This window comes from Collimonas sp. GW821-FHT02H07, assembly GCF_059421505.1.
Map to the genome: position 1 here is coordinate 131003 of NZ_JBWKVC010000007.1, position 24265 is coordinate 155267.

Below are 24265 nucleotides of genomic sequence, written 5' to 3' on the forward strand. Positions count from 1 at the left end.
CCGTCATGCCGATCTTAGAACTCCGCATCCTGCCGCCCATCGCCATCGGACGCCTGGGGGCCGCAGCGACGCCGCTGGAAGCATTTGACCTGGAAGTCAATCCCGATCAGCCGTTCGACTACCGCCGCATCGTGCCGCGCCAGAGCTTTGAGGTCGATCCGGCGAGCGGCGAAATCCTGCGCAGCTATGTGCCGGACACCATCCGCTTCAAAGACGAAAACAAGAAAATCCGGCCGGTCGCGCCTTTCCTGGAAGTGTATGCGCGCACCAGCGAACTGCCGGAAGAACTGCAGCCGTTGACGCTGGCCTTGCTGCAAGCGGAAAACCTGGACCTGAGCGCGCTGCATTGGGATATCGAGCTGGGCAACATCAAGATCTACCGCCGCACCAATAATAAAAACGACAAGATCCACGCCAGCCTGCATACCCTGAAGGACCATCAACGTCATGCGATGGAAGGCCATTGCCCCAATTTCCACCCGCGCAAAAAGCTGCCGCTTGGCCATATCCAGTTCATCAAGCCGAGTGCGCAATTCCCGGAAATCCGGCTGCGCTATACGCCGGCTGCCGGCATTGTGTACGGCACCCGGATGAAACGGCGCGAATCGTACCAGGACCTGAAGCTGCACGACGATCCGGTGATCGATCACGAAGACCTGGTGCTGTACGACGAAAAGCAAGGCGACTGGCTGAACTACACCGAAAGCACCGGCCCGACCCTGACCAACCCGGCCGGCATCTACGCCGGCTACGCCGACAAAGACGGCAACCAGGTCAGCTGGGGCTACCTTGACGATGAATGCGACGGCGTCGCGCGCATCGGCTTGACGCGCAAGGATGGCAGTCAATTATGGGCGCACGGCTATATCGGCGCCGGGCCGCCGGCGTTCGCGCCGGATACGCTGCCGATCCGGGTCGTGTCGGACGAAATGGAGCAGATCCTGTACGGCCCGGAAGTGGCGGAAGAAAGCGTGTCGCTCGATGCCGCCACCGAAATCGTGCTGCGCGCCCTGGAAACCATACGCCTGATGAATTCAGCCGTGATGAACGGCAATCCATTCAACGGGCAATTGAACGTGGCCAGCACCATGGTGCGGCAAAACAGCGCCGATTTCGAACGCTATTACGAACCGATTGCGGCGCCATCCATCGTCGACAATCTCGCCTTGCGCGCCTTGCATGAAAGGGTATTCAGCACCTTGACTGCCGGCGGTGCGCCCTGGTTCGCCAAGGTGTTGCGCCAGCCGGAGGAAATCGGCGACCTGTCGTCGGAAGGATTGCGCAAGATGCCGGCCCTGATGCGCGGCGCCGATGGCCGCAGCCTGACCCTGACCCGGCGTCACATCAACATGGTGATCAAGGCTGCCCGCAACGCGATGTTCGGCCAAACCAATCCAGACGGAGAAAAAAATGTCCGGTAAAAACATGACGATCCGCGCCAGCAACCTGACGGCGCAAATCCACCACCGCGGCGCGGGCAATCCGGCCTCGGTGCTGCCGCGCAGCGCGATCTCCAACTGTTTCCCGGGGCTGGAGTTCGATTTCCGGAATCTATGGCGGCGCGCTTTCGAAGGCATCACGCTGGTGGAGAACAACAACTACGTGCTCGAAGCCGAGCCGCAATTCCAGCACCTGGCGACACGCCGCCTGCTGCGCTTTGCCGGCCTGGATGTCGGCACCATGGTTCCTACCAGCGGCCCGGTCATGCCGGATGGCTCGTCGGGCACCCTGGCCAGCGCCGCCAATCCGAATGCGGTCTCGTTCATGGAGTGGTCGAATTCCTTCGCCCGCATCATGCATCTGCAGGGCAAGGAGGTCGAGTGTGAATTCACCGCCTATGCCAACGCCACCGATGAAGTGCTGCTGACGCCGAAAACCGAAACGCTGAAGGTCAGCCTGACCATGCGCCGTTTCTTTGAGGAAGAAACCGCCGCCATCAATACCGACATGCTGCAACCGGGGGAACTGACCCAGGGCCTGTGCGCCCCCTGGCAAAACGACTATCGCGAATGCGCCTGCTATTACTGGGCCGCGTCGCGTCCCGACTATGTGAATGTGGAGCCGGGCCAGGACGGTCTTTCCAAGGGCGATATGTGGTTTGCAAAGAAGCGTACCGGCACTTACATTCCCGATAACCGGGTCGACACCCGCCTGTGGTCCTACGATGACTTGTTCAAATCCTGGCAAGAGGATCTGCAATTCGTCATCCGCGGGAAAGATGCCGATGAAGCATGATCAAGCGGCGCTGCAGGATGCCAGCGGGATTCCCGCGGCATTGGCCGCTGCCGCGTCGGGAGCCGGCATGGCCCCCGCGCTGGCGGCGCGTATCGCCGAGGCTTCACGGCCGCGGCAACGCGATGCCCATCTGATCGAAGATGCGCAGGGCGCACAGCTGCTGGTGGTGAACGGCAGCCGTTTATTCCATTTGCCGCCCGCACTGGCGGCTGAATTCAGGGCAGCGCTGGATGGCATGGACGACGCGGTGGTGCAAGGCTTGATCGCCAGCAGCGGCTTGCAGCTGGCGCCCTTGATTGACGATACGCCGCTGGCTGCGCCGCCGGTGCATGCCTTGTCTCTGGCGATTGCACAAAAATGCAATCTGGGATGCACCTACTGTTACGCGCAGCAGGGCGAGTTTGGCGGCAAGGCAAAGAACATGGAACTGGAGACGGCCAAGCAAGCCGTCGACCTGCTGCTGGCCAAGGCCGCGCCCGGCGCCAAGGTCAACCTGGCCTTCATGGGCGGCGAGCCGCTGGCCAATCGTCCGGCGCTGCGGGCCGTCACCCGCTATGCGCAAGAACAGGCCAGGCAAGGCGCAGTTGATTGCCGCTTTTCGATCACGACCAATGGCAGTCTCTTGCAAGCGGACGATGCCGATTTTTTCGAGGAACACGGTTTTGCCGTCACCGTCAGCCTGGATGGCCCGGCCGAGCAGCACAACCGCTTGCGGCCGTTCAAAGGCGGAAAAGGCTCTTTCGACCAGATCATCGAACGTGTCGCGCCGCTGCTGGAACAGCAGCGCCGGATGCAGGTATCGGCGAGGGTGACCGTCACGCCCTTCAATCTGAACCTGCCGCGCACGCTGGATTTATTCATTGATATGGGCTTCCATAGCGTCGGCTTTTCGCCGCTATTGCGCGCCTCCAACGGGCAGGCGGAAATGACGCCGGAGGATATGGAAGACATGTTGCAGGGAATGATCGCCTGCGGCCTGGCGTTTGAACAGCATGTCATGCTGGGGCAACGCTATCCTTTCATGAACATGCAAAACGCCCTGCGTGAAATTCAGCGCGGCACGCATCGTCCTTACCCCTGCGGCGCCGGCGCCGGCTATTTCGGCGTATCTGCCGAAGGCGAACTTTCGGCCTGCCACCGCTTTGTCGGCGATGCGGCCGGCAAGATGGGAGATCTTGCCAACGGCGTGGATACCGGCCGCCAGACTGTATGGCTGGAACAACGCCACGTACACCGGCAACAGCCCTGCAATTCCTGCTGGGCGCGCTATATGTGCGGCGGCGGCTGCCATCATGAAGTACTGGCGCGCGGCCGCAGCGCCTGCGACTACATCCGCGGCTGGCTGCATTACACCATCGGCGCGCACGGCCGCCTCGGCCAGCTCGCGCCAGCCTGGTTTGCCGGCAGCGACGGCGCACACACAGGATGACATGAAGCATCAGGCCGATATGTTCATCATCGGCGCCGGCCCGGCCGGCTTGTGCGCTGCGCTGCGCTTGCAGCAACTCGGCTATCGCGTTGTGCTGATCGAACGCAGCGCTGCCTGGCCGCGCCCCCAGATCGGTGAAGCCCTGACCCCCGGCGTGAAAAACATCATCGATTTTCTGGACGCCAACCAGGCCTTGGAAAATGTGCCTCACCTGACCCGTTTGCCGACCCGCCTGAGCTGGCGCAGCAGGACTGCCGAAACGGTAGCGCATGCCGATGCCGCGGTAGTCGACCGTTCGGCTTTCGATGCGGCCCTGCTGCAACTGGCGATGGCGCGCGGAATTGAAGTGCATCGGCCAGCCAGTCTGAATAGCGTTGGCGGCAGCGCGGGAGACTGGCGACTGGTTTTTTCAACGCCAGGCGCCGTGTATCAAGTGCAGGCCCGGATGATTCTGGATGCCCAGGGACGCCGGAACAGCCAGCCCCGGCAAATGCTCTGTGCGCCGCGCTTATCCGCCATGTGGGCAGAAATTGCAGAAAGCGACATCCCTTCCGAATTAGCGCATGTCACCCAGGTGGAGGCGCTGGCGCAGGGCTGGCTGTGGGGCACCCGCCTGCCGGACCGGCGTTATCGCATCATGCTGCTATCCGATCCGCTTACCTCGCGCCAGCTCAGTTCAAGCCGGCCCGAATCGTGGCTGCGCCGCAATTGCAGCGCAAGCCGCTTGTTCGCCAGCGTGGCCCAGCTGCCACTTTGCAGCCCCTTGCAAATGTGTGTGGCGACGCCGTATGTGGCGGTCGACAGCTGGCAGGATGGCCGTCTGAAGCTTGGCGACGCGGCATTTGCCTTAGACCCGATATCATCGTCCGGCGTGGAAAAGGCGATGCGGTTTTCATTGCAGGCGGCGATTGCGATTCACACTGTGCTGCAGGCCGACAACGCGGCGCAGCGAACCCTGGCGCGTGAGTTTTACCAGCAGCGCTTGATTGAAACCTATGCCCGCCATCATTTCTGGACGGCGGCCTATTACCAGCAGGCGTGGTGCAGCGAGCAGCCATTCTGGCAGGAGCGCTCAACGCCAACGATAGCAGCGGCGCCCGGCAATCACGACGCCTCGCTCATGATCGAGGCGCTGCAACAGGAAATCGATCAGCTGGCCAGCTACCGCGAACCGGTCATTCAAGCCGGCCTGGATATGCAAACCAGTCAGATGATTCGCTTCCATCACCTGGTGCAGATAGTTTCGCTTCCCTGCGTCACGGGCGACAAAGTCGAATTGCGGCCTGCCATGCGCCACCCGCATCTGGAACGTCCGCTGGCGTTTTGGGAAAACGAAGCGATACTGCCGCGCCTGGAAATCTTGTCGCAAAAAGCCGCGCTATCTTCTGTGCTCGACCTACTCGGCCAATCCATGAATCTTCAAAAAGCCCGGCGTTTGCTGAGCTGGTTGCGGCAGCGTGGACTGCTGGAAATTGTAAGCGACTGACAGTGGCGGGAGGGCGCATCCGCTCTCTGGTCAATTCAACCTGCACCTCAGGCCGTTCAAGGAAAGGCGCATGCCGGCTTTCAATTTGCGCATGCCGGACAGGACTGGAAAGCGGATGCCTGCTAAAGTAGTGCCGGAGGCGCCTGGAATGCATTGATCACCAACCAATCATCAACCAAGATGCGTTCCGGCAAGGCGGCAAGCAGGTCTTGTCATCAGATTACTAAAGCAAGGAGATAAGCATGACAAAAGAAGTCGTTATCGTCGGCGCAGCCCGTACGGCGATCGGGGCATTCGGCGGCGCATTGAAGGATATTGCACCGGGCGAACTGGGTGCGGTGGCGGTCAAGGAAGCGTTTGCGCGCGCCGGCGTCGATCCGAAGCAGGCCGGCCAGATCATTTTCGGCAACGTCATCCATACCGAAGCGCGCGACATGTATGTATCGCGCGTGGTCGGCCTGAATGCCGGCATGGGCAAGGAATCCACGGCGCTGACGCTGAACCGCCTGTGCGGCTCGGGTTTGCAAGCCATCATCAGCGCTGCCAACGCCATCCAGCTGGGCGAGACCGAGGTCGCGGTCGGCGGCGGCGTGGAAAGCATGAGCCGCTCGCTGTATGCGACCCAGGCGGCGCGTTTCGGCGCGCGCATGGGCGACATCAAGATGATCGACATGATGGTGGGCGCCTTGTCTGATCCTTTCGGCGGCGGCCATATGGGCATCACCGCTGAAAACGTGGCGGAGAAATACAGCATCTCGCGCGAAGAGCAGGATGCGTTCGCGCTGGAAAGCCAGCGGCGCGCAACGGCGGCGATCGCGGCCGGCCATTTCAAGTCGCAGATCGTGCCGGTGGAAATCAAGACGCGCAAGGGCGTCGCGCTGTTCGATACCGACGAATATCCGAAGGCCGACGCCAGCATGGAATCGCTGGCCAAGCTCAAGCCGGCGTTCAAGAAGGAGGGCGGTACGGTCACTGCCGGCAATGCTTCCGGCATCAACGACGGCGCCGCTGCCTGCGTGCTGATGGCGGCCGACGCTGCCGCGCAGGCTGGCCTGAAGCCGCTGGCGCGCGTGGTTTCCTATGGTGTGGCGGGGGTCGATCCTACGATCATGGGCACCGGTCCGATTCCAGCAGTCCAGCTGGCGCTGAAACGCGCCGGCCTCGGCCTGGCCGACATGGCGGTGATCGAATCGAATGAGGCGTTCGCTGCCCAGTCGCTGGGCGTGTGCAAAGGATTGGGGCTGGATCCGGCGCTGACCAACGTCAACGGCGGCGCCATCGCCCTCGGCCATCCGCTGGGCGCGAGCGGCACCATCATCGCCGTCAAATGCCTGTATGAACTGATCCGCACCGGCAAGCGCTATGGCCTGATCACCATGTGCATCGGCGGCGGCCAGGGCATCGCCCTGATCATCGAACGTCTCTGACGCTAGCTGCCGCCGGAACTGCCGCCCGACGGTTCCGGCGGCAGTCCGTCATCGGTGGTTCAGGAGCGTTTCGGAATCGTCAGGCCGGCCATGACCGCCGGGCGTGCGAGGAAGGCGTTGAGCGCCCGCGTAACGTGCGGAAAATCCGCAATGCCGACCAGGTCGCCGGCTTCGTAGAAGCCGATCAGGTTGCGTACCCACGGGAAAGTAGCGATGTCGGCGATGGTGTAGGCATCGCCCATGATCCAGCTGCGTTCCGCCAGGCGCTGGTTGAGCACTGCCAGCAGACGCTTCGATTCCGCCGCGTAGCGGTCGCGCGGACGCTTGTCTTCGTAATCCTTGCCGGCGAACTTGTTGAAAAATCCAAGCTGGCCGAACATCGGTCCGATGCCGCCCATCTGGAACATCAGCCACTGTATCGTTTCGTAGCGACCGGCGAGATCCGCCGGTATGAACTTGCCGCTCTTGTCCGCCAGGTACAGCAGGATAGCGCCCGATTCAAACAGCGGCAGCGGCTTGCCGCCGGGACCGTCGGGATCGAGGATGGCCGGGATCTTGTTGTTTGGATTGAGCGAGAGGAATTCCGGCGAGGTCTGGTCGTTGCTGTCGAAGCTGACCAGGTGCGGCTCGTAAGGCAGGCCGGTTTCTTCCAGCATGATCGAGATCTTGACGCCGTTGGGCGTCGGCAGAGAATACAGCTGGATGCGGTCTGGCTGCAGCGCAGGCCACTTCCTGGTGATAGGGAAACTCGAAAGATCGCTCATGAAAATTCCTTGTTGGCTGATATTGATCTGTTATTGATCTGTTTGAAAATCCGGCGGCGCCGGAATGTCAGACCGGAAGATTAGCAGGCTTCTCGACTGCCGGCTTTGAGCGGCAGCGTTTTGCCGGCGTCTTGCGCTAGGGCCTGTTAACATTTGATTTGTGAGTGCGAACGCGCGGCAAGCGTTACAGGCCTAGGCGCGACGACGCGACGTAGCGGCTTATTTGCCAACTGCGCGGCAAGGAGTTGCAACAACGGCATGTGACGCCTGCAGCCGTTCCCGGAGGGTTCCAGCCAAAACGTGCGCTGGCGGCGTTGCATGGCTTGCTGGGGCTCCAGCCCCAGCTACGCCACGCGCCTTGCCAGCACACGTTTTGGTTGGAACGCATCTCCCAAATCAAATGTTAACAGGCCCTAAGATGCAGGCGAACGGAAAAATCTCAATCCCCCCGACAATGCGCGATTCCCCCTTAACGGTATTCCTCGTCTTTCTGCGGCTGGGCCTGACATCGTTTGGCGGACCGGTCGCGCATCTCGGTTATTTCCGGACGGAGTTCGTGGAGCGGCGCCGGTGGCTGGCCGAGTCGGCCTATGCCGACCTGGTGGCGCTGTGCCAGCTGCTGCCCGGGCCTGCCAGCAGCCAGGTCGGCATTGCGCTGGGCCTGACCCGGGCCGGCTATGCGGGCGGGTTTGCCGCGTGGCTGGGATTCACTGCGCCGTCGGCGCTGGCGCTCATCCTGTTCGGTCTCTTTGTCGTGCACATGGACGCTGCCTTGGCCGGCGGCTGGCTGCATGGCTTGAAAGTGGTCGCCGTGGCAGTGGTGGCGCAGGCGCTGTGGGGCATGGCGCGGAGCCTGACGCCGGATGCGAAACGGGCTGCTATCGCACTGCTTGCGGCGTGCATCGCTGTGGCCTTGCCCAATGCCTTTGGCCAGATCGGCGTTATCCTGGCGGGAGGCGTGGCCGGCGTGCTGTTTCTGAAGGCGGCGCCGGTCTCCTTGGAGAAATTGCCGGCCTCGCACATCAGCCGCCGCGCCGGCGTCGCGGCCATCGCGCTCTGCCTGGCGCTGCTGGCGACGCTGCCTTTGCTGGCCGAGACTTCCGGACGCTACGTCGCCGAACTTTTCGACGTGTTCTTCCGGGTAGGCGCGCTGGTGTTCGGCGGCGGCCACGTGGTGCTGCCGTTGCTGCAGGCGGAAGTGGTGCCCAGGGGCTGGGTCTCGAACGAGCTTTTCCTGGCGGGATATGGCGCGGCGCAGGCAGTGCCCGGGCCTTTATTTACCTTCGCCGCCTACCTCGGCAGCGTATCGTCCCGGATGCCCAACGGCTGGCTGGGCGGGCTGCTTGCCGTCGCGGCGATTTTCCTTCCCTCGTTCCTGCTGGTCTGCGGCGCACTGCCGTTCCTGGAAGCGCTGCGGCAGCATGCGGGCGCCAGAAGGGCTTTGACCGGCATCAATGCGGCGGTGGTCGGGCTGCTGCTGGCGGCTTTCTACAACCCGGTCTGGACCGGCGCTATCCTGAGGCCGGCCGATTTCTGCCTGGCGGCGCTGGCGTTTTGCCTGCTGCTGGTCTGGAAATGGCCGTCCTGGCTGGTGGTTGCGCTGACGGCGCTTGCAGCAGCCGTTATTTGAGGCTTGCCGCAGCAATAAGCCTGTGGCCCGCATCGAAGGGTGTGAGCGCACGCTAATCCAGACGGATTTTCTGCCCACCGCGTTGCCGCCCCGATTCGCCGGCGGCACCTGTCACTTTCAACAGTATTTTTTCGCCAATCATGCTTGCAAGTCTTTCTCTCTTGCCGGCACCTCTCCAATTCTCTCCAAGCGTAGCAGCGCAATCCCATCCGCCTTTTGCAGGCGCGTCGCTCGACCGGCAGCAATTCGTCGAACAATCCGTCGAACAATCCGGCAGATCAAATTGTCTTGCATATAAAACAGCAGGTCGCATGCAAAACAAAAAATCCTTCCATTTCTCCAATTCTCTGCTATATTTTGAGGCAATAGCTCCATATATGAGTCATTGTTTTATATGTGAAACAAAAGACGCTTAACTTGCGCAGGCAAGCGGACGCTACTAGAAAAATAATTCAATAACATTGGAGATTTTATGAAGTCGAATAGCGGCCGCTGGTATGGCGTGATTACCTTGTTCATCGTCGTCGCCATCTCGTATGTGGACAGGATCAACATCTCGGTGCTGATCACCGATCCGGCATTTCTGAATCACATAGACATCGCCAAGGGCGACCGCGCCAGCCAGGGGTTCCTGGCGACGGCGTTCATGCTGGGCTACGGAATTTCCGCTTTTATCCTGACGCCGTTTTGCGCCGCCTTGTTCGGCGTCCGCCGCAGCCTCATCTACGGCCTGGCCATGTGGGGCGTGGTGACTTTCATGACGCCGCATTTCCACGGCTACGGCATCCTGGTGGCGTCGCGCATCTTGCTCGGGGTGGCGGAAGGGCCTTTGTTTTCCCTGGCCTCGTCTTACATCAAGGCGCATTTTGAAAGCCGTGAAAACGGCAAGCCCAATTCTTTCGTCAACATGGGAACCGGCCTCGGCCTGGCGCTCGGCTATCCAATCGTCGGCTACATGCTGGTCAGCTTTCATTGGGAAATGTCGTTCTACCTGATCGGCCTGCTGAACATCGTGCTGGGCATCCCGCTGGTGCTGGCCTTTGTCCGCATGCCGAAAATGGCGGTGTATGCGGAGCGGCCGAGTTCGCTGGGCGATGCCATGGCGCGGGCGGGAGAGATCATCAAAGGCGCGCTGAAGACACGCAACCTGATGCTGATCACGATCCTGACTTCGGCCGCGCTGGCGTATCTGTGGGGCAGCAGCAACTGGCTGCCGGCCTACCTGAAAGAAGCGCGCGGTTTCTCGATCAAGGAAATGGGCTGGCTTGCCTCCTTGCCGCAGTACGCACTGGTGCTGGCCGTGCTGCTGGGCGGCGTCATCATCGACAAGATCGAGCGCAAGCACGTGCCTTTCATCTTCATGGCGGCCAGCCTGGGTGTGGCTTTGTCGGTGCTGTTCGCCATCAATGTGGCGAGCCCCTACTGGGCTGCCTACAGCCTGATTGCCGCCAATTTCTTCTGGGGACTGCTGAGTCCGGCGATACCCAGCACGGTGCAATATTATTCGCGCCCCGAGCACACCGCCAGCGCCTTCGGCGTGGTCAACGGCACCGGCAGCCTGGTGGCGGGATTCATGCCAGCCCTGATGGGCGGCGTGATCAGCGCCGTCGCCGCGGGTTCGGGCGCCTCGGCCAGCGCCGGATCGGGATTTTTCGCCGGATTTGCATTGTTGATTGGTACCCAACTGGTGGTGTTTGCATGCGGCCTGATTCTTTGGCTGCGCCAGCGAAGCGACCTCCAAATGAGCGCTGCGGCGGCGTCTGGCGTCGGCGCATAGCGATCCAAGGGCGGCTCTTCCCAGGCAAAGTTGTGCGCTTGCAGGCGTCTCCGGGTGGCTGTCGAAGCCGCTCCAGGGCTGCACGCGCAATTAGCAACATTTCATATATAAATCATTAGCTTAGATAAGAACCAAAAAGAGACAAAAGGAAGGAAAAAGCCCTATCTTTTTGCAGAATATCTGATATATTTCCATTTAGCGACTCATATATAAATCATTGGTTCATATATGAAACAAACAAATACCACGACAACGGGTCACATATGACGCAGAGCATTCAACTACTGGCAGGGCGGCGGATTCTGATTACCGGCGCGGCGCGCGGCCTGGGATTGGCGTTTGCGGTCGCCGCAGCGGAAGCCGGCGCCAGCGTGGCGCTGGCGGACATTCTGGAAGACAGCTTGCAGCAAGCGGTCGCCGGCCTGCAGCAGCGCGGCCTGAAAGTGGCTGGATTCAAGCTCGACCTGGCCGACCCGCAATCCATCGAGCAATGCGGCGGGCAGGCAATAGCCTGGCTTGGCGGACTCGACGGCCTGGTCAATAACGCCGCCGTGACCAATTCCGGCGGGCGCACCACCGAGCAGCTGGAAATCGCGATGTGGGACAGGGTCATGGACGTCAACGTGCGCGGCACCTGGCTCATGACCAATGCCTGCCTGGCGGCGCTGCGCCAGTCCGGCCGCGGCAGCATCGTCAACCTGGCTTCCGACACGCCGTTGTGGGGCGCGCCCAACCTGCTGGCCTACGTGGCGAGCAAGAGCGCGGTGATCGGCATGACGCGTTCGCTGGCGCGCGAGCTGGGCGCCGACAACATCACCGTCAATGCGATAGCGCCGGGCCTGACGCTGGTGGAAGCGACCGAATATGTGCCGCAGGCGCGTCATCAGATGTACCACGACCGCCGCGCCATCCAGCGCGAGCAATTGCCGGAAGACGTCTGCGGCGCGGTCGTTTTTGCCCTGTCGGATTTGTCCCGCTTCTATACCGGACAGGTCATGGCCGTCAACGGCGGCTTTGTCATGAACTAAGTTATCAGCACTCACCAGAACGCACTAACGCAAGGAGAAACCAATGACTGATTTATCCGAACAACAGAATATCAAGCGCAGCTGGGACCAGGCCGAGGGCAGCAGTTTCAGCCAGTGGATGGACAGCCGGGTGGCGCGCTTTTCCAGCCGCAAGTACGACTGGAACGCCTTGAAATTCCAGGCCGACCATGATCCCAAATACCGCCGCGCGCAAATGCGCTACATCGGCACCGGCGGCACCGGCGTGGCCAGCGACAGCAGCGTGATTCCATCCGAGCATTTCACTTTCTCCACCATGATCATTCCGGCCGGCCATGAGGGACCGCCGCATTTGCACGTGGACGTCGAGGAAGTCTTCTTCGTCCTCCGCGGCAAGCTCAAGCTGGTGCTGGAGAAAGACGGCGAACGCTACGAAACCATCCTGACCGAGCGCGACGTAGTGTCGATCCCGCCCGGCGTGTATCGCGAAGAAATCAATATCGGCGAAGAAGATGCGCTGATGTGCGTGATGCTGGGCGCCAAAACCCCGGTCCGCCCGACCTATCCTGCAGATCACCCGCTGGCAAAGATCAAGCGTGATTGACATGACCGCCATCGCATCCGCCGGCAGCGCCAGCCAACTGCAGGACGCCATCGATTTGCTGCATGCGCGCTTTGCGGAGCGCAGCGTCGATGTCGGCGGCAGCGCGATTTCCTACCGCAGCTGCGGGGCGGAAACGGCTGGGAAAACCGTGGTGCTGCTGCACGGCATAGGCTCGGGTGCGGCGTCATGGCTGCAGTGCGCGCTGGAACTGGCGGGCGATGCGCGGGTGATCGCCTGGAATGCGCCGGGCTACGGCGTTTCCTCGCCTTTGCCGATGACAAGCCCGAGCGCGGCGAACTACGCGACACGTCTGCAGCAGTTCTTGCGGGTCATGGGCATCGCCGACTGCGTGCTGGTAGGACATTCGCTGGGTGCAATGATGGCGTCAGCCTATGTGGCGCAGGAGCCGGGGCGTGTCTCGCAGTTATTGCTGATCAGCCCGGCGCAAGGCTATGGCAGCGATGACAAGCGCGTCCGCGGCCGGGAGATTGCGCAGCAACGCCTGGCTGCGCTGGAAGATCCGGGTATCCAAGGCATGGCGCAGAAAAGCCCGGAGCGCATGCTGTCGCCGCAGGCTGGCGACCTGGCGCGGGCCTGGGTGCGCTGGAATGCGCAAACGCTGAATCCGGCGGGCTATGCCCAAGCGGTGTACATGCTGTGCGGCGACGATCTTCAGCGTTATCTGTCCATGACAGCAGGGCTGGCTGCTGCGCGGGTTATGGCGGTATATTGCGGCGCTGACGACATTGTCACCACGCCGCAAGACAGCAGGGCGCTGGCAGAGGCTTTCCAGTTGCCGTTTCAATTGATAGAAGCGGCCGGCCATGCCTGCCATGTCGAGCAGCCGCAAGCCGTAGCCGCAGTGATACGTCGTCATCTTGATCAACTCTCTTAAGAAAACATCATGAATAAAATAGAGCTGCCAGAAGAAGAAATGCAAGATAAATACCAGGTTCCAGGACTGGAACGGGGATTGCGCCTGCTGTGCGAATTCAGCCGCCAGGACAAAAGCCTGTCGGCGCCGGAACTGGCGCGCCGGCTGAGCGTGCCGCGCTCGACGGTGTTCCGCCTGCTGACCACGCTGGAGCGCATGGGCTTCGTCGAACGCAATGAAGGCGGGCGCGATTATCGCCTCGGCATGGCAGTGCTGCGCCTGGGCTTTGAATACCTGGCTTCGCTGGAATTGACGGAGATCGGCCGGCCGTTGCTGGATCGCCTGCGCGACCAGATTTCCCATCCCTGCAACCTGGTGGTGCGCGACGGCCGTTCCATCGTCTATGTCGCCAAGTCGGTGACGCCGACCGCCTTCGTCAGCTCGGTCAATGTCGGCACCCGTCTGCCGGCCCATGCCACCGTGCTGGGCCGGGTCCTGCTGGAGGACCTGTCGCTGGCGGAACTGCGCGAACTGTATCCGGAAGAACATCTGGAAAGCTTCTCCAGCAATACGCCGAAAACCGTGGTCGAACTGTTCGACATGGTGCAGCAGGACAAGGCGCGCGGCTATGTGCTGCAGGAAGGTTTCTTCGAAACCGGCATCTCGACCATCGCAGCGCCGGTGCGCGATCATTCCGGCAAGGTGGTCGCCGCGATGGGTGCGACGCTGCCTCTGCCGCACATCCAGCCGGACCAGCTCGGCGAAATCGTGCGCAGCGTGCGCGCCGCCGCCGGCGAGTTGTCGGCTTTGCTCGATCACGCTCCTGAGAAATCGGGCGGCAAGGTCGTCAACATGTGGCGGGAGTAAACAGCATGAGCATGGTGAGACTCGAAGGCAAGGTGGCTGCGGTTACCGGCGGTTCCTCAGGGATCGGCCTGGCGACCGTGGAAATGCTGCTGGAAGCAGGCGCCGCGGTAGCGTTCTGCGGCCGCAACCAGGAGCGCCTGACGCAGGTCGAAGCCATGCTGCGCCTGCGCTTCCCGCAGGCCAAAATATACTGCGGCGTATGCGACGTGCTGTCGCAAGAGCAAGTGCAAGCCTTCGCCGCCGCTGTCGAGAAGAATCTCGGCGCGGTATCGATGCTGGTCAATAACGCCGGCCAGGGCCGCGTCTCGACCTTTGCCGACACCGACGACGAAGCCTGGATGGAAGAATTGCGCCTCAAGTTTTTCTCCGTGATCTATCCGACCCGGGCCTTCCAGCCGCAATTGCAGCGCAGTGCGGGCGCCGACGGCGCTGCCGCCGTGGTCTGCGTCAATTCGCTGCTGGCGCTTCAGCCCGAACCGCACATGGTGGCGACTTCCGCCGCGCGCGCCGGCGTGCATAACCTGGTGCGCTCGCTGGCGACAGAATTCAGCCCGCTCGGCATCCGCGTCAACGGCATCCTGATCGGGCTGGTGGAATCCGGTCAGTGGCGGCGCCGCTACGAAGCGCGCCTTGAACGCGAGATGTCGTGGGAACAATGGACCCAGGCGCTGGCGCAGAAAAAAAATATCCAACTCGGTCGTCTCGGCCATCCCCAGGAAGCCGCGCGCGCCATCATGTTTCTGGCGACACCGCTTTCTTCGTACACAACTGGCAGTCATATCGACGTTTCAGGAGGACTTTCCCGCCATGCCTAAAAAGACTCAACCCTTAGAACAAGTGACTGTCGGCTGCGCCATCGCAGCTTTCCTTGAACAGTGCAACGTCAAGGCTGCCTTCGGCGTGATCTCGATTCACAACATGCCTATCCTGGATGCCTTCGGCGAACGCGACAAGATCCGCTTCGTCATGGCACGCGGCGAAGCAGGCGGCGCCAACATGGCCGATGCCTATGCCCGCACCACCGGCGGTTTGGGCGTCTGCCTGACCAGCACCGGCACCGCTGCCGGCAACGCCGCCGGCGCCATGGTCGAGGCGCTCACCGCGGGTACTCCTCTGCTGCACCTGACCGGGCAGATCGAGACGCCGTACCTGGACCAGAGCCTGTCCTACATCCATGAAGCGCCGGATCAGCTCAGCATGCTCAAGGCGATCTCCAAGGCGGCATTCCGCGTGCGCAGCGTCGATACCGCCATCAGCACGGTCAAGCTGGCGGTGCAGACCGCGCTGACGCCGCCCATGGGCCCGGTCAGCGTCGAAATCCCCATCGATATCCAGGCCGCCATGATCGCCATGCCGTCCGATCTGCGGCCCTTGCCGATACCGGGCAACACGCCATCGGCGCACGCGCTGGACGAACTGGCGGCGCGCCTGCTCAAGGCCACGCGGCCGATGCTGTGGCTGGGCGGCGGCGCGCGCCACGCCAGCAAGCAGGTAAAGCGCTTGCTCGATCTCGGTTTCGGCATCGTCAGCACGACCCAGGGCCGCGGCATCGTGCCGGAAGACGATCCGCGCTCGCTGGGCGCCTTCAACCTGCACAAGCCGGTGGAGAATTTCTACCAGACTTGCGACGCGGTGCTGGTGGTCGGCTCGCGCCTGCGCGGCAACGAGACCCTGAAATACGAACTGAAACTGCCGCCGGCACGCTATCGCATCGATGCCGATCCGGCCGCGGAAGGACGCTGCTATAACAGCGACTACTTTGTCTGCGGCGATGCGGCTCTGGCGCTGGACGGCCTGGCCGACCGCCTGCAGGCGATGCAGGTCGATCCGGGTTTCATCGGCGATCTGCAAAAGGCGCGCGAAGCCGCGGTGCACAGCCTGGTGGACGGGCTCGGTCCGTACAGCGCCCTGGTCGAGCAGCTGCAACAAGCGGCTGGACGCAATTTCAACTGGGTGCGCGACGTCACCGTTTCCAACAGCACCTGGGGCAACCGCTACCTGCGCATTTTCGATCCGCTGGCAGGCGTGCATGCGCTGGGCGGCGGCATCGGCCAGGGTCTGGCGATGGGCATAGGCGCCGCGGTCGGCGCGGCGGCGACGGCATCGGGCAAGAAGACTTTCTGCCTGGCGGGAGACGGCGGCTTCATCCTCAATCTGGGCGAACTGGCGACTGCAGTGCAGGAACGCGCCGACATGGTGATCGTGCTGATGAACGACCAGAGCTACGGCGTCATCAAGAATATCCAGGATGCGCAATACGGCGGCCGCCGCCATTACGTTGAGCTGCATACGCCGGACTACGCGCTGCTGTCGCAATCGCTGAAGCTGCGCCATGTCCGCATCAGCAAGCTGAGCGACCTTGAAAGCGGCTTGCGCGCGGCGCTGTCTGAAGCGGGACCGTACCTGCTGGAAATCGACATGCTGTCCATCGGCAAATTCAAGACGGCATTCGCGGGGCCTCCGGTGAATGATGAAAAGCCGGAAGAAAAAGCGGCGGAACAATCCGTTGCAACGCTAGCCTGAGGAGAAGCATATGCTGCATGTTTCAATGATAGGTTGCGGCGCCATCGGCCTGGGCGTGATGGAATTGCTGAAGAGCGATCCGGAAGTCGCCTTCGATGTCGTCATCGTGCCCGAGGCGCACATGGAGACGGCGCGGCCGCTGGTGTTTTCGCTGGCGCCGCACGCACGGGTCGCCAACCGCCTGGAAGAGCAGGGCCAGCGCCCTGATTTGCTGATCGAATGCGCCGGCCACAAGGCCATCGAAGAGCACATCATTCCGGCATTGAAACGCGGCATTCCCTGCATGGTGGTGTCGATCGGCGCATTGTCCGAACTGGGCCTGGTGGAGCGCCTGGAAGCGGCGGCGCGCGAGGGCAAGACCCAGGTGCAACTGCTGTCCGGCGCGATCGGCGCGATCGACGCCTTGTCGGCGGCGCGGGTCGGCGGCCTCGATTCCGTGGTCTACACCGGCCGCAAGCCGCCCGGCGCCTGGAAAGATACGCCGGCCGACGGTCTGTTCGATCTCGATAATCTGCAGACTGCCACCGTCATCTTTGAAGGCACGGCGCGCGAAGCCGCGCGCCTGTATCCCAAGAACGCCAATGTCGCCGCTACCTTGTCGCTGGCCGGTCTGGGCCTGGACCATACCCAGGTGCGGCTGCTGGCCGATCCCGGCGTCACGGAAAACGTCCATCATGTGGAAGCCAAGGGCGCCTTCGGCGGCTTCGAGCTGACCATGCGCGGCAAGCCGCTGGCCGCCAATCCGAAAACGTCGGCCCTGACGGTGTTCAGCGTGGTGCGCGCGCTCGGCAATCGCGCCCACGCCTTATCAATCTGAGGAGTGAAATGAATTCTACAGAAACACTGCCGATCTGCATCGCCGGCAACTGGCGCCAGGGGCAGGGCGATCGCTACGCCAGCCTGTATCCGGCCACCGGCGAAGCGGTGGCCTGGCTGCATGCCGCCAGCCTGGCCGACGTCGAAGAAGCCATCAGCGGCGCCGACCATGCTTTCCGCACCAGCGGCTGGGCCCAGCGCAAGCCGCATGAGCGCGCCGCGGTGCTGCATCGCGTAGCGCAGCTGATACGCGAGCAGGCGGAATACCTGGCGCAGCGCCAGCGCCTGGACAACGGCAAGCCGATCAGCGAAACGCGGGCGCTGGTAGCCAGCGCCGCCGGCACCTTCCAGTTTTTTGCGGCAGCCTGCGAAACCATGGAGGACACCATCACGCCGATGCGCGGCGATAACCTGACCATGAGCGTGTACGAGCCGATGGGCGTGGTCGCCGCCATCACGCCATGGAATTCGCCGATCGCCAGCGAAGCGCAAAAGATGGCGCCGGCGCTGGCCGCCGGCAACGCCGTGGTGGTCAAGCCGGCCGAAGTCACGCCGCTGATGGCGCTGGAGCTGGCGCGCATCTGCGAGGAGGCCGGCGTGCCGAAGGGATTGATCAGCGTCTTGCCGGGCAAGGGCTCGGTGATCGGCGACGCCATCACCCTGCATCCGCTGGTGCGGCGCGTCTCCTTCACCGGCGGCACCACCACCGGCAAGCACATCGCCCATATCGCCGCCGACAAGATGATGCCGGTTTCGCTGGAACTGGGCGGCAAGTCGCCGACCATGGTGTTCGAGGACGCTGATCTTGACCATGCAGTGGCTGGCGTGCTCTACGGGATTTTCAGCTCTTCCGGCGAGTCGTGCATTGCCGGCTCGCGCCTGTTCGTCGCCCGCGGCATCTACGAGGTTTTCATCGAACGGCTGGCGGCCGGCGCGGCGGCCTTGCGTGTCGGCGATCCGGCCGACGAACGCACCCAGCTCGGACCTCTGATCACGCCGCGTCATCGCGATTCGATCGAATCGTATGTGGCGATGGGCGTGGCCGACGGCGGCCGCATCCGCACCGGCGGCAGCCGGCCGCAGGGGGCGCTGTTCGAACGCGGAAATTATTATTCGCCGACCATCATCGAGGGTCTGAGCAATCGGCAGCGCATCTGCCAGGAAGAGATTTTCGGCCCGGTGCTGGTCGCCATGCCTTTCGATGACGAACAAGATTTGATCGAGCAAGCCAACGACAGCGTGTATGCGCTGGCGGCCGGCATCTGGACTCGCGACTACAAGAAAGCCTGGCGCTTCGGTCGCGCGGTACAGGCCGGCAATGTCTGGATCAATACCTACAAGCAGTTGTCGATTTCAACGCCGTTCGGCGGCTGGCGCGACAGCGGCCTGGGTCGCGAAAAAGGCCGGCTCGGCATTTTGCAATACATGGAGCAAAAGAGCATGTACTGGGGCTTGAATGAGCAGCCTTTGCCCTGGGCGAGCTGAACGGCAGTAACAAAGAGGTAAAGCGAGGAGACACGGTAATGGATGTATTAGGCATAGATGAAATCACCTACGGCGCGGACGACCTGCCGTTGTGCAAGAAATTTTTTTCCGACTGGGGCATGGTGCAGACCCTGGAGAGCGAGAGCACGCTGGTGTTTGAAACACAGAACGGTTGCCGGGTGATCGTCAAGCATAGCGGCGATCCCGGTTTGCCGCCGGCGATAGAAGCCGGCCCGACCTTGCGCGAAGTGGTCTGGGGCGTATCGGCGGCTGAAGTGCTGACGCGTTTCGCCAGCCGCATTGCAGGCTTGTCCGGTTATGTGAACCAGGGCCAGCGCATCGGCTGTACCGATCCGAACGGCCTGGCGGTGCGCTTCCAGGTCACGCGCAAGCGCGAGATAGAAGTCGAGTGCGCTGAAATGAATACATGGGCGCACAAGCATCGCATCAACCAGCGCAGCCCGGCCTACGAACGCGCCGCGCCTATCGAAGTCGGTCACGTGGTGTTTTTCGTCAAGGACGTGCAGGCTTGCGAAAGCTTTTACTGTGACAATTTCGGCTTCGTGCCATCCGATCATTACCCCGGCCGCGGCGCTTTCCTGCGCTGCGCCGCCGAGGGCGGCCATCACGATATTTTCCTGCTGCAGCCGCCCGAGGCGCGCGCCGGCCTGAACCATGTCGCGTTTACCGTGCGCGACATCCACGAAGTGTTCGGCGGCGGCATGCATATGTCGCGCCAGGGCTGGGATACGCAGCTGGGACCAGGCCGCCATCCGATTTCATCGGCTTACTTCTGGTATTTCCGCAATCCTGCCGGCGGCCTGATCGAATACTACGCCGACGAAGACCAGCTCAACCAGGACTGGCAGGCGCGCGACTTTGAGCCCGGTCCCACCGTTTTCGCCGAATGGGCGATCGACGGCGGCATCGACGGCAATACCCGCCGCCAGAAAAATGCCGAAGGACCAAGCGGCAAATTCCTGACCGAGCGCAGCAAGTCCTGATACGAGGTATGCACATGTCTTCGTTGAAAACAGAGAGCGGACGAGCAGAAACCATGTTGCTGACCGTGCTGCTCAAGCATGATCAGTCGATGAACCTGGAACAGATCCAGGCGCATCTGAAAAAGGCCGGCTGGTGGGAGCGCTTCCCTGTTGAAGGTTCGCGCGTTGTGTCATGGACGGTGGCGATGGGGCTAGGCCAGATCGTCACCCTGGAGCTGCCGCCGGCGTTGCTGCCGCTGGTCAATGTCGAGCTCGAGCGTAGCGCCTGGGGCGCGTACCGCACCGAATGTTATCCGACTTACGATTTTGTACCTGTGCGTGAGCGTATCCGCGAACGCGTAAAAAATGGAGGCCAGTAATGAACGATATGAAACAGGACGTCTATCTTAATCCGCACCAGGCGAGGCGGCGTCAGCCAACTCAGTTTGAAGACTTGCTTGGCGATTCCATCGAACGCGCATTTGCGGCCGGCATCCACGATTTGCCGGGGCTGGTAGTCCATCTGAACCGCACCGGACCGGGTTGCCCGCTTAACGGCGGTATCTGGACTGAAACTTTATATCAAGAAGAAATCGCAAGACTGGCGGCCTAAGCCGGCCGAGCCATTCAGGAGAATAGTGATGAGAACGACAGCCAATGATCCAGTGGAAGCAGTACTTACCGCCGGATTGAAAGATTTGTGGTACCCGATTTGTCCTTCCGATTTTATCGCCGAGCGCCCGGTGTCGCTGCGGCGCCTGGGACGGAAATTCGTCATCTGGCGCGAAGCGTCCGGTAAATTGCATGCGCTGGAAGACCATTGCCCGCATCGCGGCGCGCCATTGTCCATGGGGATCGCGCTGGGCGACCGTATCGCTTGCGGTTATCACGGCGTGCAAGTGCGTTTCGACGGGGTTGTCACCAGCGTGCCTGGCAGCCCTGGCTGCAAGCTCGAAGGCGCGAAAGCGACCCGCTCCTTCCATGTGCAGGAAGCTTGCGGTGCGATTTTCCTTTACAACTCCAGCGTTGATGTCGACCAGCCGCCGCCGTTGCAGCTCCCCGAAGAATTGACTAGCGATGAATACTCGCATTTCCTATGCTACACCGAATGGAAAGGGGGCTACCGCTACGTGCTCGACAACGTGATGGATCCGATGCACGGCACTTTCTTGCACAAGCAGTCGCACTCGATGGCCGAGGGCGACAGCACGGCAACCTTCCGCGTGCGCGAAACCGATATCGGCTTTGTGTTCGAAAAAGAAGGCCAGACCGGCGTCAATTTCGACTGGACGGAATGGGCCGATACGGATCTTCACTGGATGCGCCTGGCGATTCCCTATCCGAAAACCGGCGGACCCGGCGGCAGCTTCTACATCATCGGCAGCTATACCCCAATCAGCGATAACGTCGCCGCAGTGTTTCACTGGCGCTGCCGCAAAGTGAGCGGATGGCAGCGCGATACCTGGCGTTTCCTCTATCGCAACCGGCTGGAAGCGCGTCATTGGGCGGTGCTGGAGCAGGATCGCGTCGTGCTGGAAGTGATGGAGCCGGACGCCAACCAGCACGAGATGCTGTATCAGCACGATATGGGCATCGTCCGCCTGCGCCGCCATATGCGCAACCTGGCCAAGGAACAGCTGGCCAAGGAAGAGGCCGCCATCCAGGTCAAGGCGGCGTGAACAGCATGACCGCTGTGCACCATGTCACGTGCGACAAGCTAGCCGAACCAGCCGGCGCGACCTGGTCCAATTGCCTGCTGCTCGGCAATGAGATCGTGTTGTCCGGAATGACCGCACATCCGGCTTCACGCAATGCGGCGCTCGATACCTATGCGCAGACGCTGGTGGTGCTCGGCAAGATCCGCGATCTGGTGGAAGCCGCCGGCGGTACGCTAGGCAGCATTTATAAGCTGGTGATTTATGTGAAGGATATTGGCGACAAGGATGAAGTAGGGCGCGCGCGCCGCGCCTTCTTCCAGTCACCGTATCCGTGTTCGACGCTGGTGCAGGTGAGCGGCCTGGTGTTTCCCGAGTTGACGGTCGAGATCGATGCTTTTGCGCGGCGCGACATCGATCTGCAACGGAGCATCACAACAGGCCATCGTTTAGTTTGAGGTTTTTATGAGCAATTCTCTGATTTCGGTTCGTGTCCAGGCCATGCGTTTCGAGGCGAAAGGTGTTCTTAGCGTGGAGCTGGTGGCGCTGGGCGATGCCGTATTGCCGCCGTTTGAAGCCGGATCGCACATCGACCTGCATCTGGCTAACGGCATCGTGCGCAGCTATTCTCTGCTGAACGCGGCGGCCGAGCGCCATCGCTATGTGGTCGGCGTGCTCAACGATCGCAACAGCCGCGGCGGCTCGCGCTACGTGCATGAACAGCTGCGGGTCGGCGCAGACATGAAAATTTCAGCGCCGCGCAATAATTTTCCCCTGGACGCGTCCGCCGCGCATTCGGTGCTGATTGCCGGCGGCATAGGCATCACGCCGATCTCTTGCATGCTGAACCAGCTGCGCAGCGAGGGCAAGTCGTGCGAGCTGCTGTACTGCGCGAGGTCGCGCGGCGAAGCGGCGTTCAGCACGGCGCTGTTGCAGCAGGATAGCGTGAGCGCGCATTTCGACGACGAACAAGGCGCGCCGCCCGACCTGCGCGCCTATCTGGCAGCCAGGCCGAAGGATGCGCATTTCTATTGCTGCGGGCCGACGCCGATGCTCAATGCGTTCGAAGCCATCTGCGCCGAGCTGGATTTGCCGAATGTGCATATCGAACGCTTCGCTGCCGCCGAAAATGTCGCCGCGGTGCAAAGCGGGGAATACGTGGCGGAACTCGCGCGCAGCAAGAAAACGGTCGCGGTGCCGGCCGGGAAATCGCTGCTGGACGCTCTGCTGGATGCCGGCCTGGAAGTCGAGCACAGCTGCCGCGAAGGCGTTTGCGGCTCGTGCGAAACCCGGGTGCTGGAAGGCGAACCCGAGCATCGTGACGGCGTGCTGAGCAAGAGCGAGCGCGCCTCGAACAAAGTAATGATGGTGTGCGTATCCGGCTGCAAAGGAAAGCGCCTGGTGCTCGACCTGTAGTTGCAAGCAATCTGCCCGAATACGCTTCGGGCATTTTTTTTGCGCAATCTTTTTATGGAACGTTGATTCGTATATAAAACAAAACGTCAACGATCCGCCAAGCACACATCTCGTAAGCGCGGGGCATATGGGAACGGTGGACACGGCTGCGGCCGTGGCAATTCGATGAAGGGGGAGACACGCATGAAGAAAATATTGATCGCCTTGGCGGCAAGCGGCCTGGCGGCGAGCGCATCTGCGCAAAGCAATGTGACGATTTACGGCAGCCTGGACGCCGGCGTCGCCTATGTCAACAATTTGGGCGGAAGTTCTGTGGTGCGCCTGGACCAAGGCACCATGCAGCCAGACCGCATCGGCTTTCGCGGCAGCGAAGAGTTGGGCGGCAACCTGAAAGCCACTTTCCAGCTGGAGAGCGGATTTTATACCGACACCGGGGCCCAGCCATCGGCCGGGAAGCTGTTCAACCGCATGAGCACGGTCGGCCTGTCCGGCGATTTCGGCGCCGTGACCATGGGCCACATGCCGGATATCGTGTTCGATTACGCCGGCAAGCTCAGCAACGGCTATCAGCTGACCAACTGGTATCTGTTCCATCCGGGGAATCTGGACAGCCTGGCCAACACCTACCAGTTCGACAACGCCGTGCGCTACACATCGCCGACCTTCGCCGGCCTGCAGATGAGCGGCATGGTGGGTTTGGGCGAGGTGGCCGGCGACAGCAGCAAGGGCCGCAATGTGAGCGCCGGCGCCAGCTATGTGAATGGCCCGCTGCGGGCAGTACTGGCCTATTCCAAGCTGAACGACCGCCCGGCCGGGTTTGCCGGCACTTTCCTCGGCAGCCTGAAGCTGGGCAGCGCAGCCACCGTCTTCAACAGCTTGACCACGGTAGCGGCAGGGCTCGGATACACGCTGGGCAGCGTGCGGCTGAACGGCATTTACACGCAGACCAAGATCGCCTTGCCGACAGAAATTTCGCCGAAGCAGAAAAACCTGGACCTGGGCGTGGCATGGCGCTATGCGACGGCCGATACCTTGAATCTCGGATACGGCTTGTCCAAGCTGGAAGGCGCACGCTGGAACACGGTCAGCCTGAGCAATGTGCATGCCTTGTCCAAGCGCACTGAGCTGTATCTGCAGGCTGCCTATCAACGGGCTGGCGGCGACGCCAAATATGCCGTGATGAACGGCACCGGCGCCGGCGGTTCAACCGGTGTCTCCGGCAGCGCCAGCCAGCTGGTGACGACAGTCGGCATGCATCATTCATTCTAAGACGGCAACCGAGGAACA

23 protein-coding genes are annotated in these 24265 nt (G+C 61.9%); 22 read left to right on the plus strand and 1 reads right to left on the minus strand.

Features of this window, described 5'->3' with window-relative positions:
* Positions 1 to 5: 5 nt before the first annotated feature.
* The 5 genes from AC07V8_RS12995 (at position 6) to AC07V8_RS13015 (ending at position 6577) form a co-directional block, all read left to right on the plus strand.
* Complete coding sequence (locus AC07V8_RS12995) at positions 6 to 1421, plus strand: hypothetical protein (protein WP_494678618.1); 1416 nt, start codon at positions 6 to 8, stop codon at positions 1419 to 1421.
* On the plus strand, positions 1411 to 2235 hold the full coding sequence (locus tag AC07V8_RS13000) for a LodA/GoxA family CTQ-dependent oxidase (RefSeq protein WP_494678617.1): 825 nt from the start codon (positions 1411 to 1413) through the stop codon (positions 2233 to 2235). The genes AC07V8_RS12995 and AC07V8_RS13000 overlap by 11 nt, the downstream gene beginning before the upstream one ends.
* On the plus strand, positions 2225 to 3664 hold the full coding sequence (locus AC07V8_RS13005; protein ID WP_494678616.1) for a radical SAM protein: 1440 nt from the start codon (positions 2225 to 2227) through the stop codon (positions 3662 to 3664). The genes AC07V8_RS13000 and AC07V8_RS13005 overlap by 11 nt, the downstream gene beginning before the upstream one ends.
* A 1-nt stretch (position 3665) precedes the next feature.
* Positions 3666 to 5150: a flavin-dependent monooxygenase QhpG gene (qhpG, locus tag AC07V8_RS13010; RefSeq protein ID WP_494678615.1), complete on the plus strand. Its 1485-nt coding sequence runs from the start codon at positions 3666 to 3668 to the stop codon at positions 5148 to 5150.
* Positions 5151 to 5392: 242 nt separating this feature from the next.
* The gene (locus AC07V8_RS13015) at positions 5393 to 6577 is read left to right on the plus strand and encodes an acetyl-CoA C-acyltransferase family protein (RefSeq protein ID WP_494678614.1); all 1185 of its coding nucleotides are present in this window, start codon (positions 5393 to 5395) and stop codon (positions 6575 to 6577) included.
* 59 nt (positions 6578 to 6636) lie between these two features.
* Here AC07V8_RS13015 and AC07V8_RS13020 read toward each other — a convergent pair whose 3' ends face one another.
* Positions 6637 to 7341 carry a glutathione S-transferase N-terminal domain-containing protein gene (locus tag AC07V8_RS13020; protein WP_494678613.1) on the minus strand — a complete coding sequence of 235 codons (705 nt, stop codon included), beginning with the start codon at positions 7339 to 7341 and terminating at the stop codon, positions 6637 to 6639.
* 454 nt (positions 7342 to 7795) lie between these two features.
* Here AC07V8_RS13020 and chrA point away from each other — a divergent pair, with 454 nt between their 5' ends.
* From chrA to AC07V8_RS13105, 17 genes are all read left to right on the plus strand, one after another.
* The gene (chrA, locus tag AC07V8_RS13025; RefSeq protein ID WP_494678612.1) at positions 7796 to 8971 is read left to right on the plus strand and encodes a chromate efflux transporter; all 1176 of its coding nucleotides are present in this window, start codon (positions 7796 to 7798) and stop codon (positions 8969 to 8971) included.
* A 472-nt stretch (positions 8972 to 9443) separates the two neighbouring features.
* Positions 9444 to 10748, plus strand: a complete 1305-nt coding sequence (locus AC07V8_RS13030; protein WP_494678611.1) for an MFS transporter — start codon at positions 9444 to 9446, stop codon at positions 10746 to 10748.
* A gap of 263 nt (positions 10749 to 11011) precedes the next feature.
* Positions 11012 to 11776, plus strand: coding sequence for an SDR family oxidoreductase (locus AC07V8_RS13035; RefSeq protein ID WP_494678610.1), 765 nt, complete (start codon positions 11012 to 11014; stop codon positions 11774 to 11776).
* Positions 11777 to 11819: 43 nt separating this feature from the next.
* A complete protein-coding gene (locus AC07V8_RS13040; RefSeq protein ID WP_494678609.1) occupies positions 11820 to 12359 on the plus strand; it encodes a cupin domain-containing protein in 540 nt (179 codons plus the stop codon).
* 1 nt (position 12360) lies between these two features.
* Positions 12361 to 13254, plus strand: a complete 894-nt coding sequence (locus AC07V8_RS13045; RefSeq protein WP_494678608.1) for an alpha/beta fold hydrolase — start codon at positions 12361 to 12363, stop codon at positions 13252 to 13254.
* A 9-nt stretch (positions 13255 to 13263) separates the two neighbouring features.
* Complete coding sequence (locus tag AC07V8_RS13050; RefSeq protein ID WP_494678607.1) at positions 13264 to 14100, plus strand: IclR family transcriptional regulator; 837 nt, start codon at positions 13264 to 13266, stop codon at positions 14098 to 14100.
* A gap of 5 nt (positions 14101 to 14105) precedes the next feature.
* The gene (locus AC07V8_RS13055) at positions 14106 to 14915 is read left to right on the plus strand and encodes an SDR family oxidoreductase (protein ID WP_494678606.1); all 810 of its coding nucleotides are present in this window, start codon (positions 14106 to 14108) and stop codon (positions 14913 to 14915) included.
* A complete protein-coding gene (locus AC07V8_RS13060; protein WP_494678605.1) occupies positions 14908 to 16623 on the plus strand; it encodes a thiamine pyrophosphate-binding protein in 1716 nt (571 codons plus the stop codon). Before AC07V8_RS13055 ends, AC07V8_RS13060 begins: the two co-directional genes overlap by 8 nt.
* A gap of 10 nt (positions 16624 to 16633) precedes the next feature.
* Entirely contained in the window at positions 16634 to 17440 is an 807-nt protein-coding gene (locus AC07V8_RS13065) for an aspartate dehydrogenase (protein WP_494678604.1), read from the plus strand.
* A gap of 8 nt (positions 17441 to 17448) precedes the next feature.
* A complete protein-coding gene (locus AC07V8_RS13070) occupies positions 17449 to 18924 on the plus strand; it encodes an aldehyde dehydrogenase (RefSeq protein ID WP_494678603.1) in 1476 nt (491 codons plus the stop codon).
* Positions 18925 to 18962: 38 nt separating this feature from the next.
* Positions 18963 to 19928, plus strand: a complete 966-nt coding sequence (locus tag AC07V8_RS13075; RefSeq protein ID WP_494678602.1) for a VOC family protein — start codon at positions 18963 to 18965, stop codon at positions 19926 to 19928.
* A 14-nt stretch (positions 19929 to 19942) separates the two neighbouring features.
* The gene (locus tag AC07V8_RS13080; protein WP_494678601.1) at positions 19943 to 20287 is read left to right on the plus strand and encodes a hypothetical protein; all 345 of its coding nucleotides are present in this window, start codon (positions 19943 to 19945) and stop codon (positions 20285 to 20287) included.
* Between the two features lie 8 nt (positions 20288 to 20295).
* Positions 20296 to 20520 carry a recombinase-like helix-turn-helix domain-containing protein gene (locus AC07V8_RS13085; protein WP_494678694.1) on the plus strand — a complete coding sequence of 75 codons (225 nt, stop codon included), beginning with the start codon at positions 20296 to 20298 and terminating at the stop codon, positions 20518 to 20520.
* Between the two features lie 28 nt (positions 20521 to 20548).
* On the plus strand, positions 20549 to 21586 hold the full coding sequence (locus AC07V8_RS13090; RefSeq protein ID WP_494678600.1) for a Rieske 2Fe-2S domain-containing protein: 1038 nt from the start codon (positions 20549 to 20551) through the stop codon (positions 21584 to 21586).
* Positions 21587 to 21591: 5 nt separating this feature from the next.
* Positions 21592 to 22020, plus strand: coding sequence for a RidA family protein (locus AC07V8_RS13095; RefSeq protein WP_494678693.1), 429 nt, complete (start codon positions 21592 to 21594; stop codon positions 22018 to 22020).
* 7 nt (positions 22021 to 22027) lie between these two features.
* Positions 22028 to 22978, plus strand: coding sequence for a PDR/VanB family oxidoreductase (locus tag AC07V8_RS13100; protein ID WP_494678599.1), 951 nt, complete (start codon positions 22028 to 22030; stop codon positions 22976 to 22978).
* A gap of 183 nt (positions 22979 to 23161) precedes the next feature.
* Complete coding sequence (locus tag AC07V8_RS13105) at positions 23162 to 24247, plus strand: porin (protein WP_494678598.1); 1086 nt, start codon at positions 23162 to 23164, stop codon at positions 24245 to 24247.
* Positions 24248 to 24265 lie beyond the last annotated feature (18 nt).

What these genes read in the sequence shown, in the direction of transcription:
- AC07V8_RS12995 (WP_494678618.1), top strand. Translation starts at nt 6, where the DNA reads ATGCCGATCTTAGAACTCCGCATCCTGCCGCCCATCGCCATCGGACGC.
- AC07V8_RS13000 (WP_494678617.1), top strand. Translation starts at nt 1,411, where the DNA reads ATGTCCGGTAAAAACATGACGATCCGCGCCAGCAACCTGACGGCGCAA.
- AC07V8_RS13005 (WP_494678616.1), top strand. Translation starts at nt 2,225, where the DNA reads ATGAAGCATGATCAAGCGGCGCTGCAGGATGCCAGCGGGATTCCCGCG.
- qhpG (WP_494678615.1), top strand. Translation starts at nt 3,666, where the DNA reads ATGAAGCATCAGGCCGATATGTTCATCATCGGCGCCGGCCCGGCCGGC.
- AC07V8_RS13015 (WP_494678614.1), top strand. Translation starts at nt 5,393, where the DNA reads ATGACAAAAGAAGTCGTTATCGTCGGCGCAGCCCGTACGGCGATCGGG.
- AC07V8_RS13020 (WP_494678613.1), bottom strand. Translation starts at nt 7,341, where the DNA reads ATGAGCGATCTTTCGAGTTTCCCTATCACCAGGAAGTGGCCTGCGCTG.
- chrA (WP_494678612.1), top strand. Translation starts at nt 7,796, where the DNA reads ATGCGCGATTCCCCCTTAACGGTATTCCTCGTCTTTCTGCGGCTGGGC.
- AC07V8_RS13030 (WP_494678611.1), top strand. Translation starts at nt 9,444, where the DNA reads ATGAAGTCGAATAGCGGCCGCTGGTATGGCGTGATTACCTTGTTCATC.
- AC07V8_RS13035 (WP_494678610.1), top strand. Translation starts at nt 11,012, where the DNA reads ATGACGCAGAGCATTCAACTACTGGCAGGGCGGCGGATTCTGATTACC.
- AC07V8_RS13040 (WP_494678609.1), top strand. Translation starts at nt 11,820, where the DNA reads ATGACTGATTTATCCGAACAACAGAATATCAAGCGCAGCTGGGACCAG.
- AC07V8_RS13045 (WP_494678608.1), top strand. Translation starts at nt 12,361, where the DNA reads ATGACCGCCATCGCATCCGCCGGCAGCGCCAGCCAACTGCAGGACGCC.
- AC07V8_RS13050 (WP_494678607.1), top strand. Translation starts at nt 13,264, where the DNA reads ATGAATAAAATAGAGCTGCCAGAAGAAGAAATGCAAGATAAATACCAG.
- AC07V8_RS13055 (WP_494678606.1), top strand. Translation starts at nt 14,106, where the DNA reads ATGAGCATGGTGAGACTCGAAGGCAAGGTGGCTGCGGTTACCGGCGGT.
- AC07V8_RS13060 (WP_494678605.1), top strand. Translation starts at nt 14,908, where the DNA reads ATGCCTAAAAAGACTCAACCCTTAGAACAAGTGACTGTCGGCTGCGCC.
- AC07V8_RS13065 (WP_494678604.1), top strand. Translation starts at nt 16,634, where the DNA reads ATGCTGCATGTTTCAATGATAGGTTGCGGCGCCATCGGCCTGGGCGTG.
- AC07V8_RS13070 (WP_494678603.1), top strand. Translation starts at nt 17,449, where the DNA reads ATGAATTCTACAGAAACACTGCCGATCTGCATCGCCGGCAACTGGCGC.
- AC07V8_RS13075 (WP_494678602.1), top strand. Translation starts at nt 18,963, where the DNA reads ATGGATGTATTAGGCATAGATGAAATCACCTACGGCGCGGACGACCTG.
- AC07V8_RS13080 (WP_494678601.1), top strand. Translation starts at nt 19,943, where the DNA reads ATGTCTTCGTTGAAAACAGAGAGCGGACGAGCAGAAACCATGTTGCTG.
- AC07V8_RS13085 (WP_494678694.1), top strand. Translation starts at nt 20,296, where the DNA reads ATGAAACAGGACGTCTATCTTAATCCGCACCAGGCGAGGCGGCGTCAG.
- AC07V8_RS13090 (WP_494678600.1), top strand. Translation starts at nt 20,549, where the DNA reads ATGAGAACGACAGCCAATGATCCAGTGGAAGCAGTACTTACCGCCGGA.
- AC07V8_RS13095 (WP_494678693.1), top strand. Translation starts at nt 21,592, where the DNA reads ATGACCGCTGTGCACCATGTCACGTGCGACAAGCTAGCCGAACCAGCC.
- AC07V8_RS13100 (WP_494678599.1), top strand. Translation starts at nt 22,028, where the DNA reads ATGAGCAATTCTCTGATTTCGGTTCGTGTCCAGGCCATGCGTTTCGAG.
- AC07V8_RS13105 (WP_494678598.1), top strand. Translation starts at nt 23,162, where the DNA reads ATGAAGAAAATATTGATCGCCTTGGCGGCAAGCGGCCTGGCGGCGAGC.